The organism is Cobetia sp. BL01 (assembly GCF_056493605.1).
On sequence record NZ_JBVBEE010000004.1, the window covers coordinates 46,921 to 62,467 of the forward strand.

Here is a 15,547-nt window from a genome sequence, read left to right on the forward strand (position 1 = left end):
CGCGCTCCACTTCTCCTGCATACGAAGACGCCGAGTCAGTCGACTCGGCGTCTTGCTGTCAGGGGCCCGGCGTTCAGGCCCCGAAACCCGCGATGAAGACGCGCACGCAGCGCCTGACGTGTGGTCGCAGGCTTTCCGGGTCGGCCGGGTCGGGGAAGCTGCCCAGCAGGGCATCGACATGCAGCGGGTTGAGCAGCATGCCGGTCAGCAGGTTGGCGGCGGCCAGCGGTTCCTGCCCGAGGCCGGAGCCTGGCAAGTGGCCCTCCGCCACCTGTCGTGACAGGTAGCCTGCCAGCCGCTGGCGCGTCAGCTTGGGGCCATTGTCGAGGAAGAGCTTGCCGAGCTGCGGGTTGCGGCCGCTCTCGAAGGCGAGGCCACGAAACAGCCGGATCAGCTGTGGTTCGAGGGCCAGTGTCAGCATCGCCATCCCGAAGTGTTCCAGGGCCTCGTCGACGCGACGTGCCTCATTGACCTCGTGATCCATCACCGACCATACCGACTGTGCTTCCTGCTGCATCACGGCGAGGAACAGCCCCTCCTTGTTGCCGAAATTCCGATAAAGCGTCGTCAGTGATCCGCCGGCCTCCCGTGCGATCTCGTTGATGCTGGTCGCGGCGTAGCCATTTTGCAGGAAGTGTTCTCTGGCGACTTCCCGCTGGCGTCTGCGGCGGGCTTCCCCGCGCGGCGAAGTGCGGGATGTGGCGGTGTCCGGAGCACTCTGCGAGGAAGGGGAGTCCGTCATGTCTGTGTCCTCTGGTGAAAGGGGCCGACTGACGCCGTCAGGGTTGCGATATTGCGAACGAGGCACGCTGTCGGTTGACGCTGTCGGGGGTGGCTCAATGAAGTGTAGTATTCATTACACTTAGTGGCGGTGCAAGATGGCAGTCCCGAGCGCAAGCGTTGCGTCATCGAGGCCGGCCACCGTCAGACGGTTTCCCTGTCTGTCACTGACAGGCAGCAACAGAGAGTCGCCGTATGAACAAGGCAGGCAAGGGCGCAGTGGCGCTCCTCGTGGTGGCGGGCGTGATCGTGGGTGGCGTGATGGGAGTCGAGTGGTGGCAGGTCGGGCGCTTCATGCAGGAGACCGACAATGCCTATGTGCGGACCGACAGCGTGCCGGTACGTTCCGAGATCACCGCGCGCGTGACGCGCATGCTGGTGCATGACAACCAGCCGGTGAAGAAAGGGCAGTTGCTGGTTCAGCTGGACGATGGGGATGCCAGGGCCAACCTGGATCAGGCGAGCGCCGCACTCGACAAGGCGCGCACCGGGGAAGTCCAGGCCGAGCGTCAGCTGGATCTGCAGAGCGCGAAGATCGATGAGGCCAAGGCGGCCCTGGCCTCGGCCAAGGCCGAGCGCGATCAGGCCGCGCTGCATCTCAAGCGCTCAAGAAGTCTGGAGAGCCGCAGCTACGCCTCGCGGCAGTCCCTTGAAGATGATCAGGTGACCCTTCGCACCGCCGAGGCCAGCGTGGCGCAGCAGCAGGCGTCGCTGGTCTCCGCGCGTCAGCAACTCGAGGTCTACAAGGCACAGCTGGACTCGGCCCGCGCCGAAGTGGTGTCAGCGGCGGCGGATCTCGCCTACGCGCGCCACCAGCTGGAGAAGACCTCGATTCGTGCGCCCCAGAACGGCGTGGTCGGCAATCGCAGTGTCGAGGTCGGCACCATGGCCAGCGCCTCGCTGACCCTGATGCAGCTGGTGCCGGTGGAAAGCGCCTACGTGGTGGCCAACTACAAGGAAACCCAGACCGAGCGCATGCGAGTCGGGCAGCCGGTCCACCTTGAGGTGGATGCCTATCCGGACATCGAGTTCGAGGGGGTGGTGGACAGCCTCGCGCCGGCGACCGGCACCGAGTTCAGCCTGCTGCCGACGGACAATGCCACCGGCAACTTCAACAAGATCGTCCAGCGCGTGCCGGTGCGTATCCGCCTGACCGGCCCGGAGGCGGCATTGCCACGCCTGCGGGCGGGGCTGTCGGTCGTGCCGTCCATCGACACCCGTGAGCTGCCGGAGACCGGCACCTATGCGGCCAGTGTCACCGCGCCTGTCACTGCGGCTGTCACCGCGCCAGTCATGGCACCTGATAGCGTGCAGGTCGCCTCCGATGTCGCGGCCACCGCCGAACACGGAGCGCAGTGAGCATGGCCGAGGCAACCGCAGCCCCGGCAGGGGCTGCCAGTGACATGCCGTCGCGCCGTCAGCAGATCGGCTTCATCGCGGCGGTGTTCGGCATGTTCATGGCGATCCTGGATATCCAGATCGTCGCCAGCTCGCTCAATGAGATCCAGGCGGGCCTGGCGGCCAGTCCCGAGCAGGTCTCCTGGATCCAGACCAGCTATCTGATCGCCGAGATCGTGATGATTCCGCTCTCGGGCATGCTGGCGCGCATCTTCTCGACCCGCGTGGTACTGACCGTCTCGGCGCTGGGGTTCACGCTGGCGAGTCTGGGCTGTGCATTGTCCACCTCGCTTGAGGCGCTGATCGTGCTGCGTGCGGTCCAGGGCTTCATGGGCGGGGCGATGATTCCGCTGACCCAGGCCGTGAGCTTCTCGATCTTCCCGCGGCGCAAGATGGGCACCATTCAGGCGGTAATCGGCCTGGTGGCGACCATGGCGCCGTCCATCGGTCCCACCGTCGGTGGCTATCTGACCGAGTATTTCAGCTGGCACTGGCTGTTTCTGGCCAATCTGCTGCCGGGCATCCTCGTGGCCAGTCTGGTGTGGCGCAACCTGGAGATCGACAGCGGTGATCGCGGATTGCTCAAGCGTCTGGACACGCTGGGACTGTCGTTGATGGCGGTGTTTCTCGGCAGCCTCGAATACGTGCTGGAGGAGGGGCCGGGAGATGACTGGTTCGCCAGCACCCCCATCCTGCTGTGGGCCATCGTCTGTGCGCTGAGCTGCGTGGGCTTCTTCTGGCGCGTGCTGAGTGCTGACAACCCCATCGTGGATCTGCGCGTGTTCAAGAATCGCAACTTCGCGCTCGGCGCGCTGGTCGGCTTCTGGCTGGGCGTGGTGCTCTACGGGCTGGTCTATCTGGTGCCGCTGTTCCTCGGCAGCGTGCGTGGCTTCTCGAGCCTGCAGATCGGCGAGGTGATGTTCGTGGCGGGCGTGGCGATGTTCCTGATGGCACCGCTGTCGGGCAAGCTCTCCGATCTCATCGATCTGCGCCTGATGATGTTCATCGGTCTGGTGCTGACCGGTGTCGGCACCGGCATGAATGCCCATCTGACGTCGGGCTCGGGCTACAACGAGTTCTTCTGGCCGCAGGTCATCCGTGGCGTGGGTCAGATTCTGGTGCTGCTGTCGGTGTCACGCCTGGCGATGGGACGACTGGCGCCCCACGAACTGGGCAACGGCAGTGGCCTGTTCAACGTGATGCGCAACCTGGGCGGCGCGGTGGGGCTGGCGCTGATCGATACCGTGCGCGACTGGCGGGAGGACTACCACTGGAACCAGCTGATCGGCTCCATCGACCAGAGCCGTCAGGTGGTGATCGACCAGCTGGCCAGCTATCAGGTGACCTTCTCGGGCCTGACCGACCCCTGGCAGGCGGGCGTCGCGATGATCGCGCAGCGCATCAGTCTTCAGGCCGAGGTGCTGGCCTTCGACAATATCTTCCTGTGGCTGGGCGCGGTCTATGTGGTGGGCAGTGTCGTGGTGATCGCCTTCCGTCGCCCGGAGAGCGAGGGCAGTGACGAAGGCGGCGCTCACTAGCGTGGCGTCCCGTGGCGTCACCGCCGCCCCGGCCAACAAAAGACCCGCCTTGATGGCGGGTCTTGTCGTTTCAGCCTTCGGGTGACAGCGTCTCACCAGCCCCAGAACATCAGGTACCAGACCCCCAGCGCGGGCAGGCAGGCCAGTGCGACGCTTGTCGTGCCGACCAGTCGTGCGGCGTTGCCGGCGAGCCGTCCACCGTTGCGCTGCTCGCCGTTGCGCTGCTCGCCTTTGCGCTGCTCGCCATTGTGTTGCTCGCCAGTAATGCGCCAGGCCAGTCGCAGGCCCCACAGGCAGGCCAGTGCCAGCAGCACGGCGCGAAGATCATTGGCCCAGGTGAGGTTGATGCCGTCACCGCGCAGCAGCGTCATGGTGGTGGCGGAGAGGCCGAGGAACACGCCGAGCCCGCCCAGCGGAATCAGGCTCAGCGAGAGATGCCACAGGCGTGACAGCGTCGCCTTGCCCCCCATCAGCCAGTTGCCAAGCAAGAGCGGCAGGCTGGTGAGTGCGCCCAGCAGACCGCCGCCCACCACGATCCACAGCGTGATCAGACTGCCATCGAGCAGATTGAAGACATCGTTGTGCTCGGGGTAGTTGGTCAGGATCCAGGTGGGCAGGGTGGTGGTCAGCGGCCACATCAGGTCATGCTCGATCAGCCAGACGGCCAGCTGCTGCTTGAGCGCGACGAACCACGGGCTGGCGCTCCAGCTGAAGGCGCCGATGGCGATGCCGAGCAGGCCGAACACCAGCACCGAGTAGTGGGTGAAACGCACCGGCTGCGGCGGTTCGACCAGCTCCACGCCCGGCGACCGCCATTCCAGCTGCATCGCGTCCTTGTAGCCACTGCAGCGCCCGCAGACATGGCAGTCACCGGCACTGTCGAGCTGCTTGAGCGGAATCAATGGCGCGCAGTCAGGCGCATGCGTACGCACGGCATTGCCCTGGCGCACGGCGCGGTTGTGGGCGTTCCAGCGCGCCTGGTCGGTACGGAAGTGGGTCGGCGAGAGGCGCGCCAGCAGATTGAAGACGCCATTCACCGGGCATAGCTGACGGCACCAGACGCGTGTGCCCTTGCCGTAGATCAGCCCGACCACGATCGCCGCCACCGTCGAGCCGCCCAGTACCACCAGCGCGCCCAGCGGGTACTGATAGACGCTGGCCAGCTGACCGTAGAGCGTGGTGCCCAGGAAGGCCACGAAGGGCCAGCCTCCCCAGCGCATCCAGCCCGGAATCGGCCGGCCGAGCCCGATGCGGCTGGCGGCCTCCGTCAGGGTGCCCTCGGGGCAGAAGACCCCGCACCACACCCGGCCCATCAGCACCATGCTGATCAGCACGAAGGGCCACCACAGCCCCCAGAACACGAATTCGGCGAACACCGTCAGATTGGTGAGGATGTGCGCTTGATAGTCGGGCAGCGGCAGCAATGCCGGCACCACCAGCAGGAAGGCGTAGATGCCCACCACCAGCCACTGGATCAGCTGGATCAGGCCGCGCCGCTGTTGCATCGCCTGGCCGAAACGCGCGATACGCGTGGCTCGGGAGGCGCCGGCTCCGGCGTCACTGGCGATGATGTCCGCCCGTGCGTCGGGGCGTGCGGAGTGTGTACTGCAATGGGCCATGAACGCTTCCTCTTCTCTCACTGGGCAGTGCGCGGGACGGGCATCAGCTGCGCGCGCGGGCGGTGAGCTGCTTGCGCTGATCCTTGCGCTCCACCTTGCGCTGGCGCTTCATCAGAGTGATGACGATGACCCAGTAGAGGGCATAGCCCAGCACCATGGTGGTGGCGGGCCAGGCGCGATAGCCGGCGAAGGTCGCCAGCAGGCCACCGAGACCGCTGCCATCATCGAGCAGCCAGCTGGAATCCCACAGCGGGTCGAGACCGGCCGGCAGATAGCCCAGGCCGATGAGCTGCTCAAGCCCTGACATCAACAATGACGCGGCCAGCAGCAGCAGCAGGACTTCCGTGACGCGGAAGAACAGCTTCCAGGAGAACAGGCGCGAACCCAGCTGCAGGGCCATGAAGGTCGCCACTGCCAGCGCGAAACCGATGAAGGCCGCGAGAGAGAAGCTGCCGATGCCACCGGACTGCAGGCTGGCGGCGCCCATGCCGTAGAGGAAGACGACGGTTTCCGCACCTTCACGTGCCACGGCGATGGCGACCAGTACCGCGACCCCCCAGTAGCTGCCGGAGGAGACGGCCTCGGCCAGGCCGCTCTCGAGTTCTGCCTTGAGAGTCCGGCCCTTGGTCCGCATCCAGAGCACCATCTGGGTGATCAGCAGGCAGGCGATCAGTACCAGCGCCGCCTGGAAGACTTCCTGGGCGGTGCCGGTCAGCCAGGTGTTGGCGCCCATCAGGGCCGCGCCCATCAGCCCGGCCAGCACCAGACCGGCAACGACCCCACCCCACAGGTAGCGCAGCCCGGCGCGCGTGCCCGACTGCACCAGCCAGGCATGCATGATGCCGATGACGAGAATGGCTTCGACGCTTTCGCGCCAGACGATAAACAGAACCTGATCAAACATGGCGGGACTCTCGGGGACAGCGGGCAGGGTGAGGAATCGGCAATGCCGTTCGTGCCCTGACAGGGAAGAGATGGCAGGCGCGGCAGGGGACGAGGCAAGTGACGGCGGACATGTGCCGGTGCCTCAGTCTTCTGCGACGACCTTGCCGCGGGCATCCGGCAGGTGGAAGTCATCGAAGTAGTCGTAGCTGCCGGCACGCAAGGGGTGGATCACCACGAAGGATTTCACGCCCGGGGCCAGCACCTTCTCCTTGCGCAGCGAATTGCTCTCGAATTCGGCGGGCGTGTTGCCCGCGTTGTGCAGCTGGATGACGAATTTCTCGCCGGACTTGACCTTGAGCACCTCGGGACTGAGCTTGCCGTTGGTAAGCGTCAGGTCATAGGACGGCATGTCGCTGGCCAGCGTCACGCGCGGCAGCAGTACCGCCAGCAGCAGAGCGAGGGTCGGCAGCAGCGCAGCGACGGACTGCCGGGCAGATCGACGACGAGGAAGGCGCATGATGGGCTCCGGGATAGTGGGGTAGGCACTCGGCAGAGGCACGAGGGAGGGTCATTCGGACGTGGCACTCGCGGGTGCCAGGTGCCAGGGATGGAGGGTCGCCGGCAGAGCGACCAATGGCCGCGAGCGCTTTTCAGCACAGGCGGCCATTGGAGACAGCGGGCGGACATGCCGGCGGATACGAGATGGCGCCGTCATGTCCGCCACGTGCAGAGGCTGGTGCTCAGTAGCCGCCTTTCTTGCCGACACCGGCATACACGAAGTCGTAATCGGTGGTGATGGTGTCCGGCCACTCGGCGACACCGGTTTCCTTGTCGATGTGACGCGGCATGTCCGGGTGCTGGATGTCGAAGGTCAGGTGATACTTGCCCGGGCCATCCAGCTTGACGTTCTTGCCATAGTGGGTGCCGTCGTTGGCGATCATCGGCACCAGATCGCCTTCGATCGGGGTATCACTGCCCTGCTTGGTCAGGGTGTAGTGAATGCCCAGATAGGGAATCCAGTCGCCCGGCGCGAAGCCGTTGTCGTTTTCCATCAGTGCGTGGATATCGGCTTCCAGATGGATGTCGGCCTGATTGGCCGGCAGCTTGCCTGTCGGGGCCATCACCACTGGCTGCAGATAGACGGCCGCGATTTCCATGCCGCCTTCCTTGACCGGAGTGCCGATCGGGTATTCCAGTGCCGAGGCCTGGCCCGCCACGAACGGTGCCGCCAGGCTCAGGGCGAGCAGGGCAGGCTTGAGCGCGCGGGGCAGAGTAGTGGTGACGAAATGACGCTGTGGCATCGGGGATGGCTCGCAGTAATGGGAAGTGGAGCTTCATTATCCTGATAGGCATAAATATAACCATTCTCATTCTTGCGCCGCCTGCGTTGCCTATCTTGCAACGGGGTGTTTTTAAATATGAGATATTACTTAAATAAAAGGATGTTGAGAGAGAGAGGGGTGCCCGGCGTGACTGGCCCCTGGCCTCCCGTCATGAGGGTTCCAGCACCATGTCTGGTCTGCCACGTCACCATGCGGCATGCTGCGCGCCATGATGACGACTTCTTCACGTTACCCCGCCCCATTGGACCCTCCCGCCATCGATGCCTGGTGCCGGACACTGCATGAGCGCCTGCTCGCGCGGCATCAGCGCGCCTGTCTGTGGATCAGCGGCGGAGAGGGCACGAGCGGTGATCCCTGCGCTGCTGCGCTGGCAATCTGTGATCTGTGGCCAGCGCGTGAGCCTGCTCCGCTGTGGCTGGGGGCCGGAGAGGCGATCACGACGCCGGGCGGGACACACGTGCGCTCGCTGGCGATGGCCAAGGCTGCCACTCAGCTGGGCGGCGAGCAGGCATTGGTCGTCTTCGATGCCGCACATCCGCAGAGTGGTCTTGATCCCGATGCCTTCGGGGCCGTGGCCGGCACTCTGATGGCGGGAGGACTGCTGGTGCTGGTGACGCCTGCCGCCTGGGCCGACGCCGAGCCAGCGCCAGCGCCGGATGGCGACTATGCGCGTCTGGCGCACTGGCCGTTCGCGCGTGAGCAGCTTGCGGCGCGCTATCTGGCGCGGCTGGCACGGCGCCTCCAGGCGGATGCCAGCGTACTGCACTGGCCGCAGGGCGAACCGTTACCGACGCTGCCACCCGCCGGGGAGGCAGCGACCCGCGTCGGTGAGGTCACGGACCCTGATTGCCTGACGTCAGATCAGGCCGAGGTGGTGGCCGCGCTGGCGGCGCTCCGCCCGAACCAGCCGGTGGTGATCAGTGCCGATCGTGGCCGCGGCAAGAGTGCCGCGCTGGGCATCGCCGCGGCACGCTGTCTGGCAGCGGGGGAAAGTGTCTGGCTGACGGCGCCACGGCCGGCGGCGGTGGCCGCGGTCTTCGCGCGTCTGGCAGCGCTGCTGCCACGGGGGCGCCGCGAGGGCAATGTCTTTCGCTTGCCGGCTGGGCAGGCGGAGGACGGCACGGCTTTTGGCAGCGAACTGCGCTTTCTGGCGCCGGATGCCATCGAGGCGGCTCGTCTCGCCTGTCGCGATGCGACGCTGCCGCGGCTGTTCGTCGATGAAGCCGCCGCCATCCCCACGCCATTGTTGAAAGGCTATCTGGCGCATTTTCCGCGCATCGCCTTCGCCACCACCGTGCATGGCTACGAAGGCACCGGGCGCGGCTTCCAGCTGCGGTTTCGCCATCATCTCGAGCGCCAGTGCCCCGGCTGGCAGGCGCTGGAGATGACGATGCCCGTGCGCTGGGCGCCCGGCGATCCGCTGGAGACGTTGACCGATGACCTGCTGCTGCTCTCGGCGCAGCCGCCTGAGCTTGGCGCGCTGGCGGATACCGCCAGGCAGCCAGTCATACAGCCAGCCAAAGGCATCGAGCAATGGCTGGCCCGCAGTGAGGTCGTCCTGTTGCAGCGTGACTCTCTGGCGCGTGACGAGGCGGCGTTGCGGCAGCTGTTCGGCCTGCTGGTGCAGGCGCATTACCGCACCACACCGGCGGACCTGCGCCAGCTGCTCGATACACCGGGGCTCACGTTGATGGCGATTCGTCAGCGTGATGCCACGACTGGGAGTGATGCCTGGCTGGGGGTGGTGGCCGCCGTCGAGGAGGGCGGGTTTCCTGCACCGCTGGCAGAGGATATCTGGCGAGGTCAGCGGCGGCCGCGCGGGCATCTGCTGGCGCAGTCTCTGGCGGCGCATGCCGGTCATCAGGCGGCCGCCGAGACGCGCTGGTGGCGGATTCTGCGCATCGCGATACATCCCGCACTGTGGCGGCGTGGGCAGGGGGCGCGCTTGCTCAATGCGCTGGAGCAGCAGGCTCGGCTGGCGGGTGTCACGCGTCTCGGCACCAGTTTCGGAGCCGAGGCGGGGCTGGTGGACTTCTGGCTGTCCCAGGGCTTCATGCCACTGCGCATGGGGCTCAAGCGCGATGCGGCCAGTGGCGAGCATGCGGTGATGATGGGCAAGGCGACGGGGGAGCCATGCGATGGCGCAGGCGAGGCCTCGCCGAGAGATACCTTGCTCGAGGCGCTGCATCAGGACTTTCAGCATCTGCTGCCGAGCCTGCTGGCGCATGAGCTGGCCGGGCTGCCTGACGTGCTGGCATCGCGGCTCGCCCTGGGCGGTCAACCGGCTCAGGGCTGTCAACCGGCTCAAGGCTGTCAACCGGCTCAAGGCTGTCAACCGGCTCAAGGCTGTCAACCGGCTCAAGGCTGGCTGCAACGACTCGACTGGTATCGGCGCGGTGGCGGAGGTCTTGCTCTGGTGCGGCCGTGGCTGCAGGCCGCGCTGAAAGCCCACGGCTCCCCAGATGAGCAGTGCGTCGGCTCATCCGGACTGGATGAGACCGCGCGTCACGGACTCGCACTGGCCCTGGCCGGCCAGGATGCACCAGCCTTCATCGACTGGGCCCAGCGTCAGGGCATCGTGGGGCGCAAGGCGCGTGATCGCTGGTGTCGTGCGGCGGCAGGGCGTCTCGTCGATGCGCACGGTGCCCTGCTTGGCGGCGATCATTGATCAGAGGCCGGGGATGCCGATCGGTCCCGGCATGTCGGGAATCGGCGAGCAGCCGCTCAGCATCAGCAGGCTAGCAGTGGCGGAAAGGACGGATAACAGCAGAAGTCGGCGGGGCATGAGGGCTCCGGTTGTCAGGGGCTGGAAGTGCACAGCGTGGCCGTGTCGAGAGATCTCATCCTTGCATATTCGCAGTCACTGATCGACAGGCACCGACAACCACTAGCCATGGCCGTGGACGGTTCCGTATGCTCGGGGATGACAAGAACAGGAAACTTCGCCATGAATGAGCATATCGACACGTTGGAACCCGCCATTGTCTGGCGTCATTTTCGTACCCTGTGCAATATCCCGCGCCCTTCCGGGCATGAAGCGGCACTGGTTGAGCATCTGATTGAGTGGGCGCAGTCGCGCGGCCTCGCGCATGACCGCGACGATTTCGGCAACCTGCGTCTGCGCAAGGCGGCCACCCCCGGCCATGAGAGCGCTCCGGGGATCGTGTTGCAGGGGCATCTCGACATGGTGGCCCAGGCGGCCAGTGACTCCCGCCATGACTTCACCCGTGATGCGCTCGAGACCTATCTCGAGGATGGCTGGCTCAAGGCGCGCGGCACGACGCTGGGCGCCGACAATGGCCTCGGCGTCGCCGCGGCGCTGGCGGTGCTGGAAGACGAGACGCTGGTGCATGGTCCGCTGGAGGCGTTGTTCACCCTCGAGGAAGAAACCTCGATGGGCGGCGCATTGAATCTGGCCGAAGGCTGGCTGGAAGGGCGCTATCTGCTCAATCTGGATTCGGAGGACCGTGGCCAGGTCTACATCGGTTGCGCTGGCGGTGCGGACATCAATGTCGCGCACGAATTCGCCACGTCCTCGCTGAAGGATGCCGAGGCGGAGCTTGAACTCACCATCGGCGGGCTGGTTGGAGGACATTCCGGGCTCGACATCCATCGTGGGCGCGGCAATGCCAACCGCCTGATGTCACGGGCACTGGTGGCGCTGGCGGAATTCTCGCCGCGTCTGGTCAGCTGGTCTGGCGGTACGCTGCGCAATGCACTGCCACGCGAGGCGACCGTCGGCGTGGTGCTGTTCGATGAGCGTGTCGCGGCAGCCCGCCAGCGTCTGGCGGAATTCGAGGCGCAGATTCGCGATGAGCTGCGTGACACGGACCCGGACGTCACCCTCAGCGTGACGCGCGGCAATGCCGAGAGTGCCCTGTCCGTCGAGGATACCCAGCGGCTTGTCGCCGTACTGGATGCCGCGCCCTATGGCGTGGAGCGCATGAGTGCAGCCGTGGAAGGCGTGGTGGAAACCTCCAACAACCTCGGCGTGGTCCAGCTGCGTGAGGGGAGTTTCCATCTCTGCGCCCTGGTGCGCTCGTTGCGTGATGATGCGGTCTCCATGATGGAGCAGCGCATCCGCGGGCTGTTCGGCCTGTTGGGGGCGCACACTCAGGCCGAGAATGCCTACCCGGGTTGGCAGCCGCAGCCTGAGGCGGAGCTTTTGGCGCGATTCTGCCGCCTGCACGAGAGCGTCACCGGCCGCGCGCCGGAGATCAAGGTCATCCATGCCGGTCTGGAATGCGGCATCCTGGGGGCCAAGTATCCCCAGCTCGAGATGATTTCCTTCGGCCCCTTGATTCGCGGTGCGCACTCACCCAGCGAGCGCGTCGAGGTCGACTCGGTCGGGGAATTCTGGCAGGTGCTCAAAGGACTGATCACGACGCTTGCCGAGCCGCGCGACGCCTGATCCGGGCCGATTGACTCCCCACGACACCGCCCCCGCAGGTAGCCTGCGGGGGCGGTGTCGTATCTGGGCATCAGGCTCTCGTTGCGCTTCCTGCGGGGGCGCTGGCTGGGCACTTCGAGAGTGCGTCAGCTCAGTGGATATTGATGCGTATCGCTGGGAAGCCGATGCTCACGCCATCGTGACGGCGGCGCAGGTCATGGCGGCGCGAATCGTATTGTCGATACTGATGAGGCGCGTAGCGCTCATGTTGGTAGTAGCGGCGCTGGGGAATGCGGTGACGCGTGTCGTGGCGAGAGTGATGGCGCTCCACTCGCGGCTCATCGAACATCCTGAGATGGCGGCGCTTGATCGCCTCATGGCGGCTTTGCGGTGTGCTGTGACGCTCGATGGTCTGTCGGCCGTGATGCTGCTGACCCTGTGAGCGATGACGATCATCCGCGGCAACGACACCGGGGATGGCGAGGCTCAGCATGAGTCCCAGGCCCAGCAGGACTGGTGCCATTGTGATGGTGTGCATGGGGTGGTCTCCCGTGTTGTCGGATAGTCACCCTTCTTGATCCCTGTTCACACGATACCGGGTCGCGGACACTTTGACGAACAGCGTTCTCTGATGTGCCGACGTCTCCCTGAGTCCATGTCGTGATCTTCTGGCCTTCATTCTCTATGGCGCTCAAGGTAAGTGCTTGCTCGCAAATGCTTTTCCCGCGATGAGCGTCAGTCTGCGGTGCAGAGCGCAAAAAAACGCCCCTGCCGCGGGGGCAGGGGCGTTTTCGGGTGCTGTCGTCGGGGACGAGATCAGGCGTGTTGATGCTGATGCTTGCCCTCGGCGAGCTCCTCGAGCAGCTTGGCATTGAAGGCATCGAGGTCATCCGGCTTGCGGCTGGTGACCAGCGCGCTGTCACACACCACTTCACTGTCCTGCCACTCGGCACCGGCGTTCTTCAGGTCCTGGGCGATGGAGGGGAAGGAGGTCATCTTGCGGCCTTCGACCACCCCGGCGTTGATCAGGATCCACGGCGCGTGACAGATGGCAGCCACCGGCTTGTGGGCCTGGAAGAAGCTGCGCACGAAGTTCAGTGCGGTCTCGTCCTGGCGCAGGGTATCGGGATTGAACAGGCCACCCGGTAGCACCAGGCCATGATAGTCGTGTTCGCTGGCATCGCTGAGCGAGGTGTCGACCTGGTAGGTCTCGCCCCAGTCGGTTTCGGCCCAGGCACGAATGCCGTCTTTCTCCGGCGAGACGATGTGTACCTCGACGCCCGCCTCCTGCAGTGCGGCGCGCGGCACCGCGAGCTCGGATTCCTCGAAGCCATGGGTCGCGAGAATGGCCACGCGCTTACCTTGCAGTTGTTGACGTGTCTGCTGATCGGTCTGCTGTGTCATGCAAATCTCCTTTCCGTGCTTCGGCTCTTGCGAGCGTGTTGGGCAGAGAAGGGAAAAATTCTGCTCTCAGCATGCGTTACTCACTGAGGTGAGCGCCCCACGTTGATGCAGCGAATTCCCGTCATTTCGTGCCCTGACACTCAAGACATGGATGCGCGATACTGACTTTCAAGGGGGTGACCCCACTGCGTTTTCACCGGCCATGGAGTGCCCGATGCCTCTGCTTTCTGAATCCTCCGCCGTGATGTGGTTGCTGGTCGGCGTGCTGTTGATGCTGTCGTTGATCCTGGGGTTGGGCTGGCGGCGAACCCGCGAGCAGCTTCACGCTCTCAAAGAGAGCAGTGACGAAACCCGGCAGGCGTTGCAGCAGACGCTTGAAGAGGCGCGGGATCTACAGCAACAGGCCGAGCAGCGGGCGGCCCTGGTCGAGCAGCGTGCCGCACTGGATGGGCAGCAGGCGGAGCAGCAGCAACGCTATCTGAGCCAGTCGCTGGAGGAGACGCGGCAGGCGCGCGATGCGCTGACGGAACAGCTCGCCACGCTGCGCGAGTCGCTGCAGGGGCGGCTTGATGAACAGTCGCGTGCGCTGAGTGAACAGCAGACGCTGGCACGCAGCCTGACCCGCCAGCAGGAAGTGCTGGAGGCCCAGCTGCTGGAGCGCGAGGAGCGTCTCGAGACATTGACCGAGCGCTACGCCGAGCTGCGCGAGACGCATGCCTCGCTGGTCACGCGTCAGCGTCAGGAGGCCACTCATCACGCCGAGCAGCTGGCACTGCTCAACGACTCCCGCGAACGCCTGAGTCAGGAATTCGAGCAGCTGGCAGGCAAGGTGTTCGAGGAGCGCCAGCAGCGTTTCACCGCCGCCAGTGGTGCCCAGCTCGAACAGTTGCTCAAGCCGTTTCGCGAGCAGGTCGGGGACTTTCGTCAGCGCCTCGAGCAGCTGCATGGCGAGGAGGTACGCGAACGCACCAGCCTCAAGAGTCAGATCGACCAGCTGGCGGGACTCAATCGCCAGATCACCGAGGAAGCGGCCAATCTGTCACGTGCGCTCAAGGGCGACAGCAAGATGCAGGGCAACTGGGGCGAGATGATTCTGGAGACCGTGCTCGAGCGCTCTGGCCTGCGAGAGGGGATCGAGTTCAAGCGTGAGGTGTCGTTCAGCGGTGAAGGCGGGCGCCAGCGCCCGGATGCCATCGTCTATCTGCCGGACAACAAGCATCTGATCATCGATGCCAAGGTCTCGTTGAGCGCCTACACCGACTACGTCAATGCCGCGGATGAGACGGCGCGGGCGCGAGCCCTGAGGGCGCATCTGACCTCGGTGCGCGGCCACGTCACGGGACTGGCGCGGCGCAACTATCCTGCCATCGAGGGGCTGGGGTCACCGGATTTCGTGTTCCTGTTCCTGCCGATGGAGCCCGCCTTCGCGCTGGCCTTCGAGCATGACGACAGCCTGTTCCAGGACGCCTTCACCCAGGGCGTGGTGATGGTGACGCCGACCACCTTGCTGGCCAGTCTGCGCACCGTGGCCAGTCTGTGGAGTCTGGAGCGCCAGAACGACAATGCGCGCGTGATCGGTGAGCGTGCCGGGGCGCTGCTCGACAAGTTCCGCGGACTTGCCGAATCCCTCGAGGAGCTTGGCAGCCAGCTGGGCCGTACCCGCGAGGCGCACGATACCGCCATGAAGCGTCTGGCCAGCGGGCGCGGCAACCTGATCAGCCGTGCCGAGGAGCTGCTGGAGCTCGGCGCGCGCATGAAGAAGCCGTTGCCCGAGACCCTGGTGCGTCAATCCCGTGACTCCCTGCATCACCAGGGGCCGGTCTCTGGCCCGACATCGCAGTCCGATGCTGCTCTTGAATCTGATCCTGAGACTGAGACTGAGACTGAGCCTGCCTCTGGCTCGACGGCGGACAAGGCTCAAGGTGCCACGCTATCGCGCTGGGAACATCTGGAGCGCAAGTGGCAAGGGGACACCCCGTGAACCGGCACATCTCGCTCATTGCCGGCTGACACTCGGTGGCATGCCATCTCTCGTATTCCCTGTTCTTTCTCGACGGCCCTCCAGCAGGGCCGTTTTTCTTGAGATGCAGGGTCAACGCAAGCTCGGACTATCGTGTTCTGACGCGGCGAGGAAGGAAATATCGTGAGTGATGCAAAAAATTCGACATCTTCTGCATCCGTTCTCCGGAC

Annotated in this window: 12 protein-coding genes; 5 read left to right on the plus strand and 7 right to left on the minus strand. The window is 65.3% G+C overall.

Annotated elements, in window-relative coordinates; translation table 11 throughout:
• Nucleotides 1–73: 73 nt before the first annotated feature.
• The gene (locus ACZYGA_RS08915; protein WP_479398938.1) at nucleotides 74–742 is read right to left on the minus strand and encodes a TetR/AcrR family transcriptional regulator; all 669 of its coding nucleotides are present in this window, start codon (nucleotides 740–742) and stop codon (nucleotides 74–76) included.
• 233 nt (nucleotides 743–975) lie between these two features.
• Here ACZYGA_RS08915 and ACZYGA_RS08920 point away from each other — a divergent pair, with 233 nt between their 5' ends.
• Together ACZYGA_RS08920 and ACZYGA_RS08925 are read left to right on the plus strand one after the other, a co-directional pair.
• Nucleotides 976–2,139 carry an HlyD family secretion protein gene (locus ACZYGA_RS08920; protein WP_176493721.1) on the plus strand — a complete coding sequence of 388 codons (1,164 nt, stop codon included), beginning with the start codon at nucleotides 976–978 and terminating at the stop codon, nucleotides 2,137–2,139.
• Between the two features lie 2 nt (nucleotides 2,140–2,141).
• Nucleotides 2,142–3,716, plus strand: coding sequence for a DHA2 family efflux MFS transporter permease subunit (locus ACZYGA_RS08925; RefSeq protein WP_077378613.1), 1,575 nt, complete (start codon nucleotides 2,142–2,144; stop codon nucleotides 3,714–3,716).
• 92 nt (nucleotides 3,717–3,808) lie between these two features.
• Here ACZYGA_RS08925 and ACZYGA_RS08930 read toward each other — a convergent pair whose 3' ends face one another.
• The 4 genes from ACZYGA_RS08930 to ACZYGA_RS08945 all read right to left on the minus strand — a co-directional run bounded on the left by ACZYGA_RS08930 (nucleotide 3,809) and on the right by ACZYGA_RS08945 (nucleotide 7,521).
• Nucleotides 3,809–5,335, minus strand: coding sequence for a 4Fe-4S binding protein (locus tag ACZYGA_RS08930; protein WP_479398939.1), 1,527 nt, complete (start codon nucleotides 5,333–5,335; stop codon nucleotides 3,809–3,811).
• Nucleotides 5,336–5,378: 43 nt separating this feature from the next.
• Entirely contained in the window at nucleotides 5,379–6,239 is an 861-nt protein-coding gene (locus tag ACZYGA_RS08935; RefSeq protein ID WP_077378619.1) for an FTR1 family iron permease, read from the minus strand.
• A 123-nt stretch (nucleotides 6,240–6,362) separates the two neighbouring features.
• Nucleotides 6,363–6,737 (minus strand): cupredoxin domain-containing protein, encoded by a 375-nt coding sequence (locus ACZYGA_RS08940; protein ID WP_279874819.1) that lies wholly within the window; start codon nucleotides 6,735–6,737, stop codon nucleotides 6,363–6,365.
• A gap of 223 nt (nucleotides 6,738–6,960) precedes the next feature.
• Nucleotides 6,961–7,521 carry an iron transporter gene (locus tag ACZYGA_RS08945; protein ID WP_479398941.1) on the minus strand — a complete coding sequence of 187 codons (561 nt, stop codon included), beginning with the start codon at nucleotides 7,519–7,521 and terminating at the stop codon, nucleotides 6,961–6,963.
• Nucleotides 7,522–7,771: 250 nt separating this feature from the next.
• Here ACZYGA_RS08945 and ACZYGA_RS08950 point away from each other — a divergent pair, with 250 nt between their 5' ends.
• Nucleotides 7,772–10,231 (plus strand): GNAT family N-acetyltransferase, encoded by a 2,460-nt coding sequence (locus ACZYGA_RS08950; protein WP_479398942.1) that lies wholly within the window; start codon nucleotides 7,772–7,774, stop codon nucleotides 10,229–10,231.
• A 279-nt stretch (nucleotides 10,232–10,510) separates the two neighbouring features.
• Nucleotides 10,511–11,974: an aminoacyl-histidine dipeptidase gene (locus ACZYGA_RS08955; RefSeq protein ID WP_176502939.1), complete on the plus strand. Its 1,464-nt coding sequence runs from the start codon at nucleotides 10,511–10,513 to the stop codon at nucleotides 11,972–11,974.
• Between the two features lie 130 nt (nucleotides 11,975–12,104).
• Here the strand turns inward: ACZYGA_RS08955 and ACZYGA_RS08960 are convergent, their stop codons facing one another.
• Together ACZYGA_RS08960 and ACZYGA_RS08965 are read right to left on the minus strand one after the other, a co-directional pair.
• Nucleotides 12,105–12,491, minus strand: coding sequence for a hypothetical protein (locus ACZYGA_RS08960; protein WP_279874815.1), 387 nt, complete (start codon nucleotides 12,489–12,491; stop codon nucleotides 12,105–12,107).
• Between the two features lie 278 nt (nucleotides 12,492–12,769).
• Entirely contained in the window at nucleotides 12,770–13,357 is a 588-nt protein-coding gene (locus ACZYGA_RS08965) for a type 1 glutamine amidotransferase domain-containing protein (RefSeq protein WP_479398944.1), read from the minus strand.
• A 214-nt stretch (nucleotides 13,358–13,571) separates the two neighbouring features.
• On the opposite strand from ACZYGA_RS08965, the gene ACZYGA_RS08970 reads away from it, so the two are divergent.
• Nucleotides 13,572–15,338 carry a DNA recombination protein RmuC gene (locus ACZYGA_RS08970; protein WP_479398946.1) on the plus strand — a complete coding sequence of 589 codons (1,767 nt, stop codon included), beginning with the start codon at nucleotides 13,572–13,574 and terminating at the stop codon, nucleotides 15,336–15,338.
• Nucleotides 15,339–15,547: the final 209 nt, after the last annotated feature.

Excerpts from the sequence above, each read along its gene's own strand:
- ACZYGA_RS08915 (WP_479398938.1), bottom strand. The coding sequence starts at position 742 with ATGACGGACTCCCCTTCCTCGCAGAGTGCTCCGGACACCGCCACATCC.
- ACZYGA_RS08920 (WP_176493721.1), top strand. The coding sequence starts at position 976 with ATGAACAAGGCAGGCAAGGGCGCAGTGGCGCTCCTCGTGGTGGCGGGC.
- ACZYGA_RS08925 (WP_077378613.1), top strand. The coding sequence starts at position 2,142 with ATGGCCGAGGCAACCGCAGCCCCGGCAGGGGCTGCCAGTGACATGCCG.
- ACZYGA_RS08930 (WP_479398939.1), bottom strand. The coding sequence starts at position 5,335 with ATGGCCCATTGCAGTACACACTCCGCACGCCCCGACGCACGGGCGGAC.
- ACZYGA_RS08935 (WP_077378619.1), bottom strand. The coding sequence starts at position 6,239 with ATGTTTGATCAGGTTCTGTTTATCGTCTGGCGCGAAAGCGTCGAAGCC.
- ACZYGA_RS08940 (WP_279874819.1), bottom strand. The coding sequence starts at position 6,737 with ATGCGCCTTCCTCGTCGTCGATCTGCCCGGCAGTCCGTCGCTGCGCTG.
- ACZYGA_RS08945 (WP_479398941.1), bottom strand. The coding sequence starts at position 7,521 with ATGCCACAGCGTCATTTCGTCACCACTACTCTGCCCCGCGCGCTCAAG.
- ACZYGA_RS08950 (WP_479398942.1), top strand. The coding sequence starts at position 7,772 with ATGATGACGACTTCTTCACGTTACCCCGCCCCATTGGACCCTCCCGCC.
- ACZYGA_RS08955 (WP_176502939.1), top strand. The coding sequence starts at position 10,511 with ATGAATGAGCATATCGACACGTTGGAACCCGCCATTGTCTGGCGTCAT.
- ACZYGA_RS08960 (WP_279874815.1), bottom strand. The coding sequence starts at position 12,491 with ATGCACACCATCACAATGGCACCAGTCCTGCTGGGCCTGGGACTCATG.
- ACZYGA_RS08965 (WP_479398944.1), bottom strand. The coding sequence starts at position 13,357 with ATGACACAGCAGACCGATCAGCAGACACGTCAACAACTGCAAGGTAAG.
- ACZYGA_RS08970 (WP_479398946.1), top strand. The coding sequence starts at position 13,572 with ATGCCTCTGCTTTCTGAATCCTCCGCCGTGATGTGGTTGCTGGTCGGC.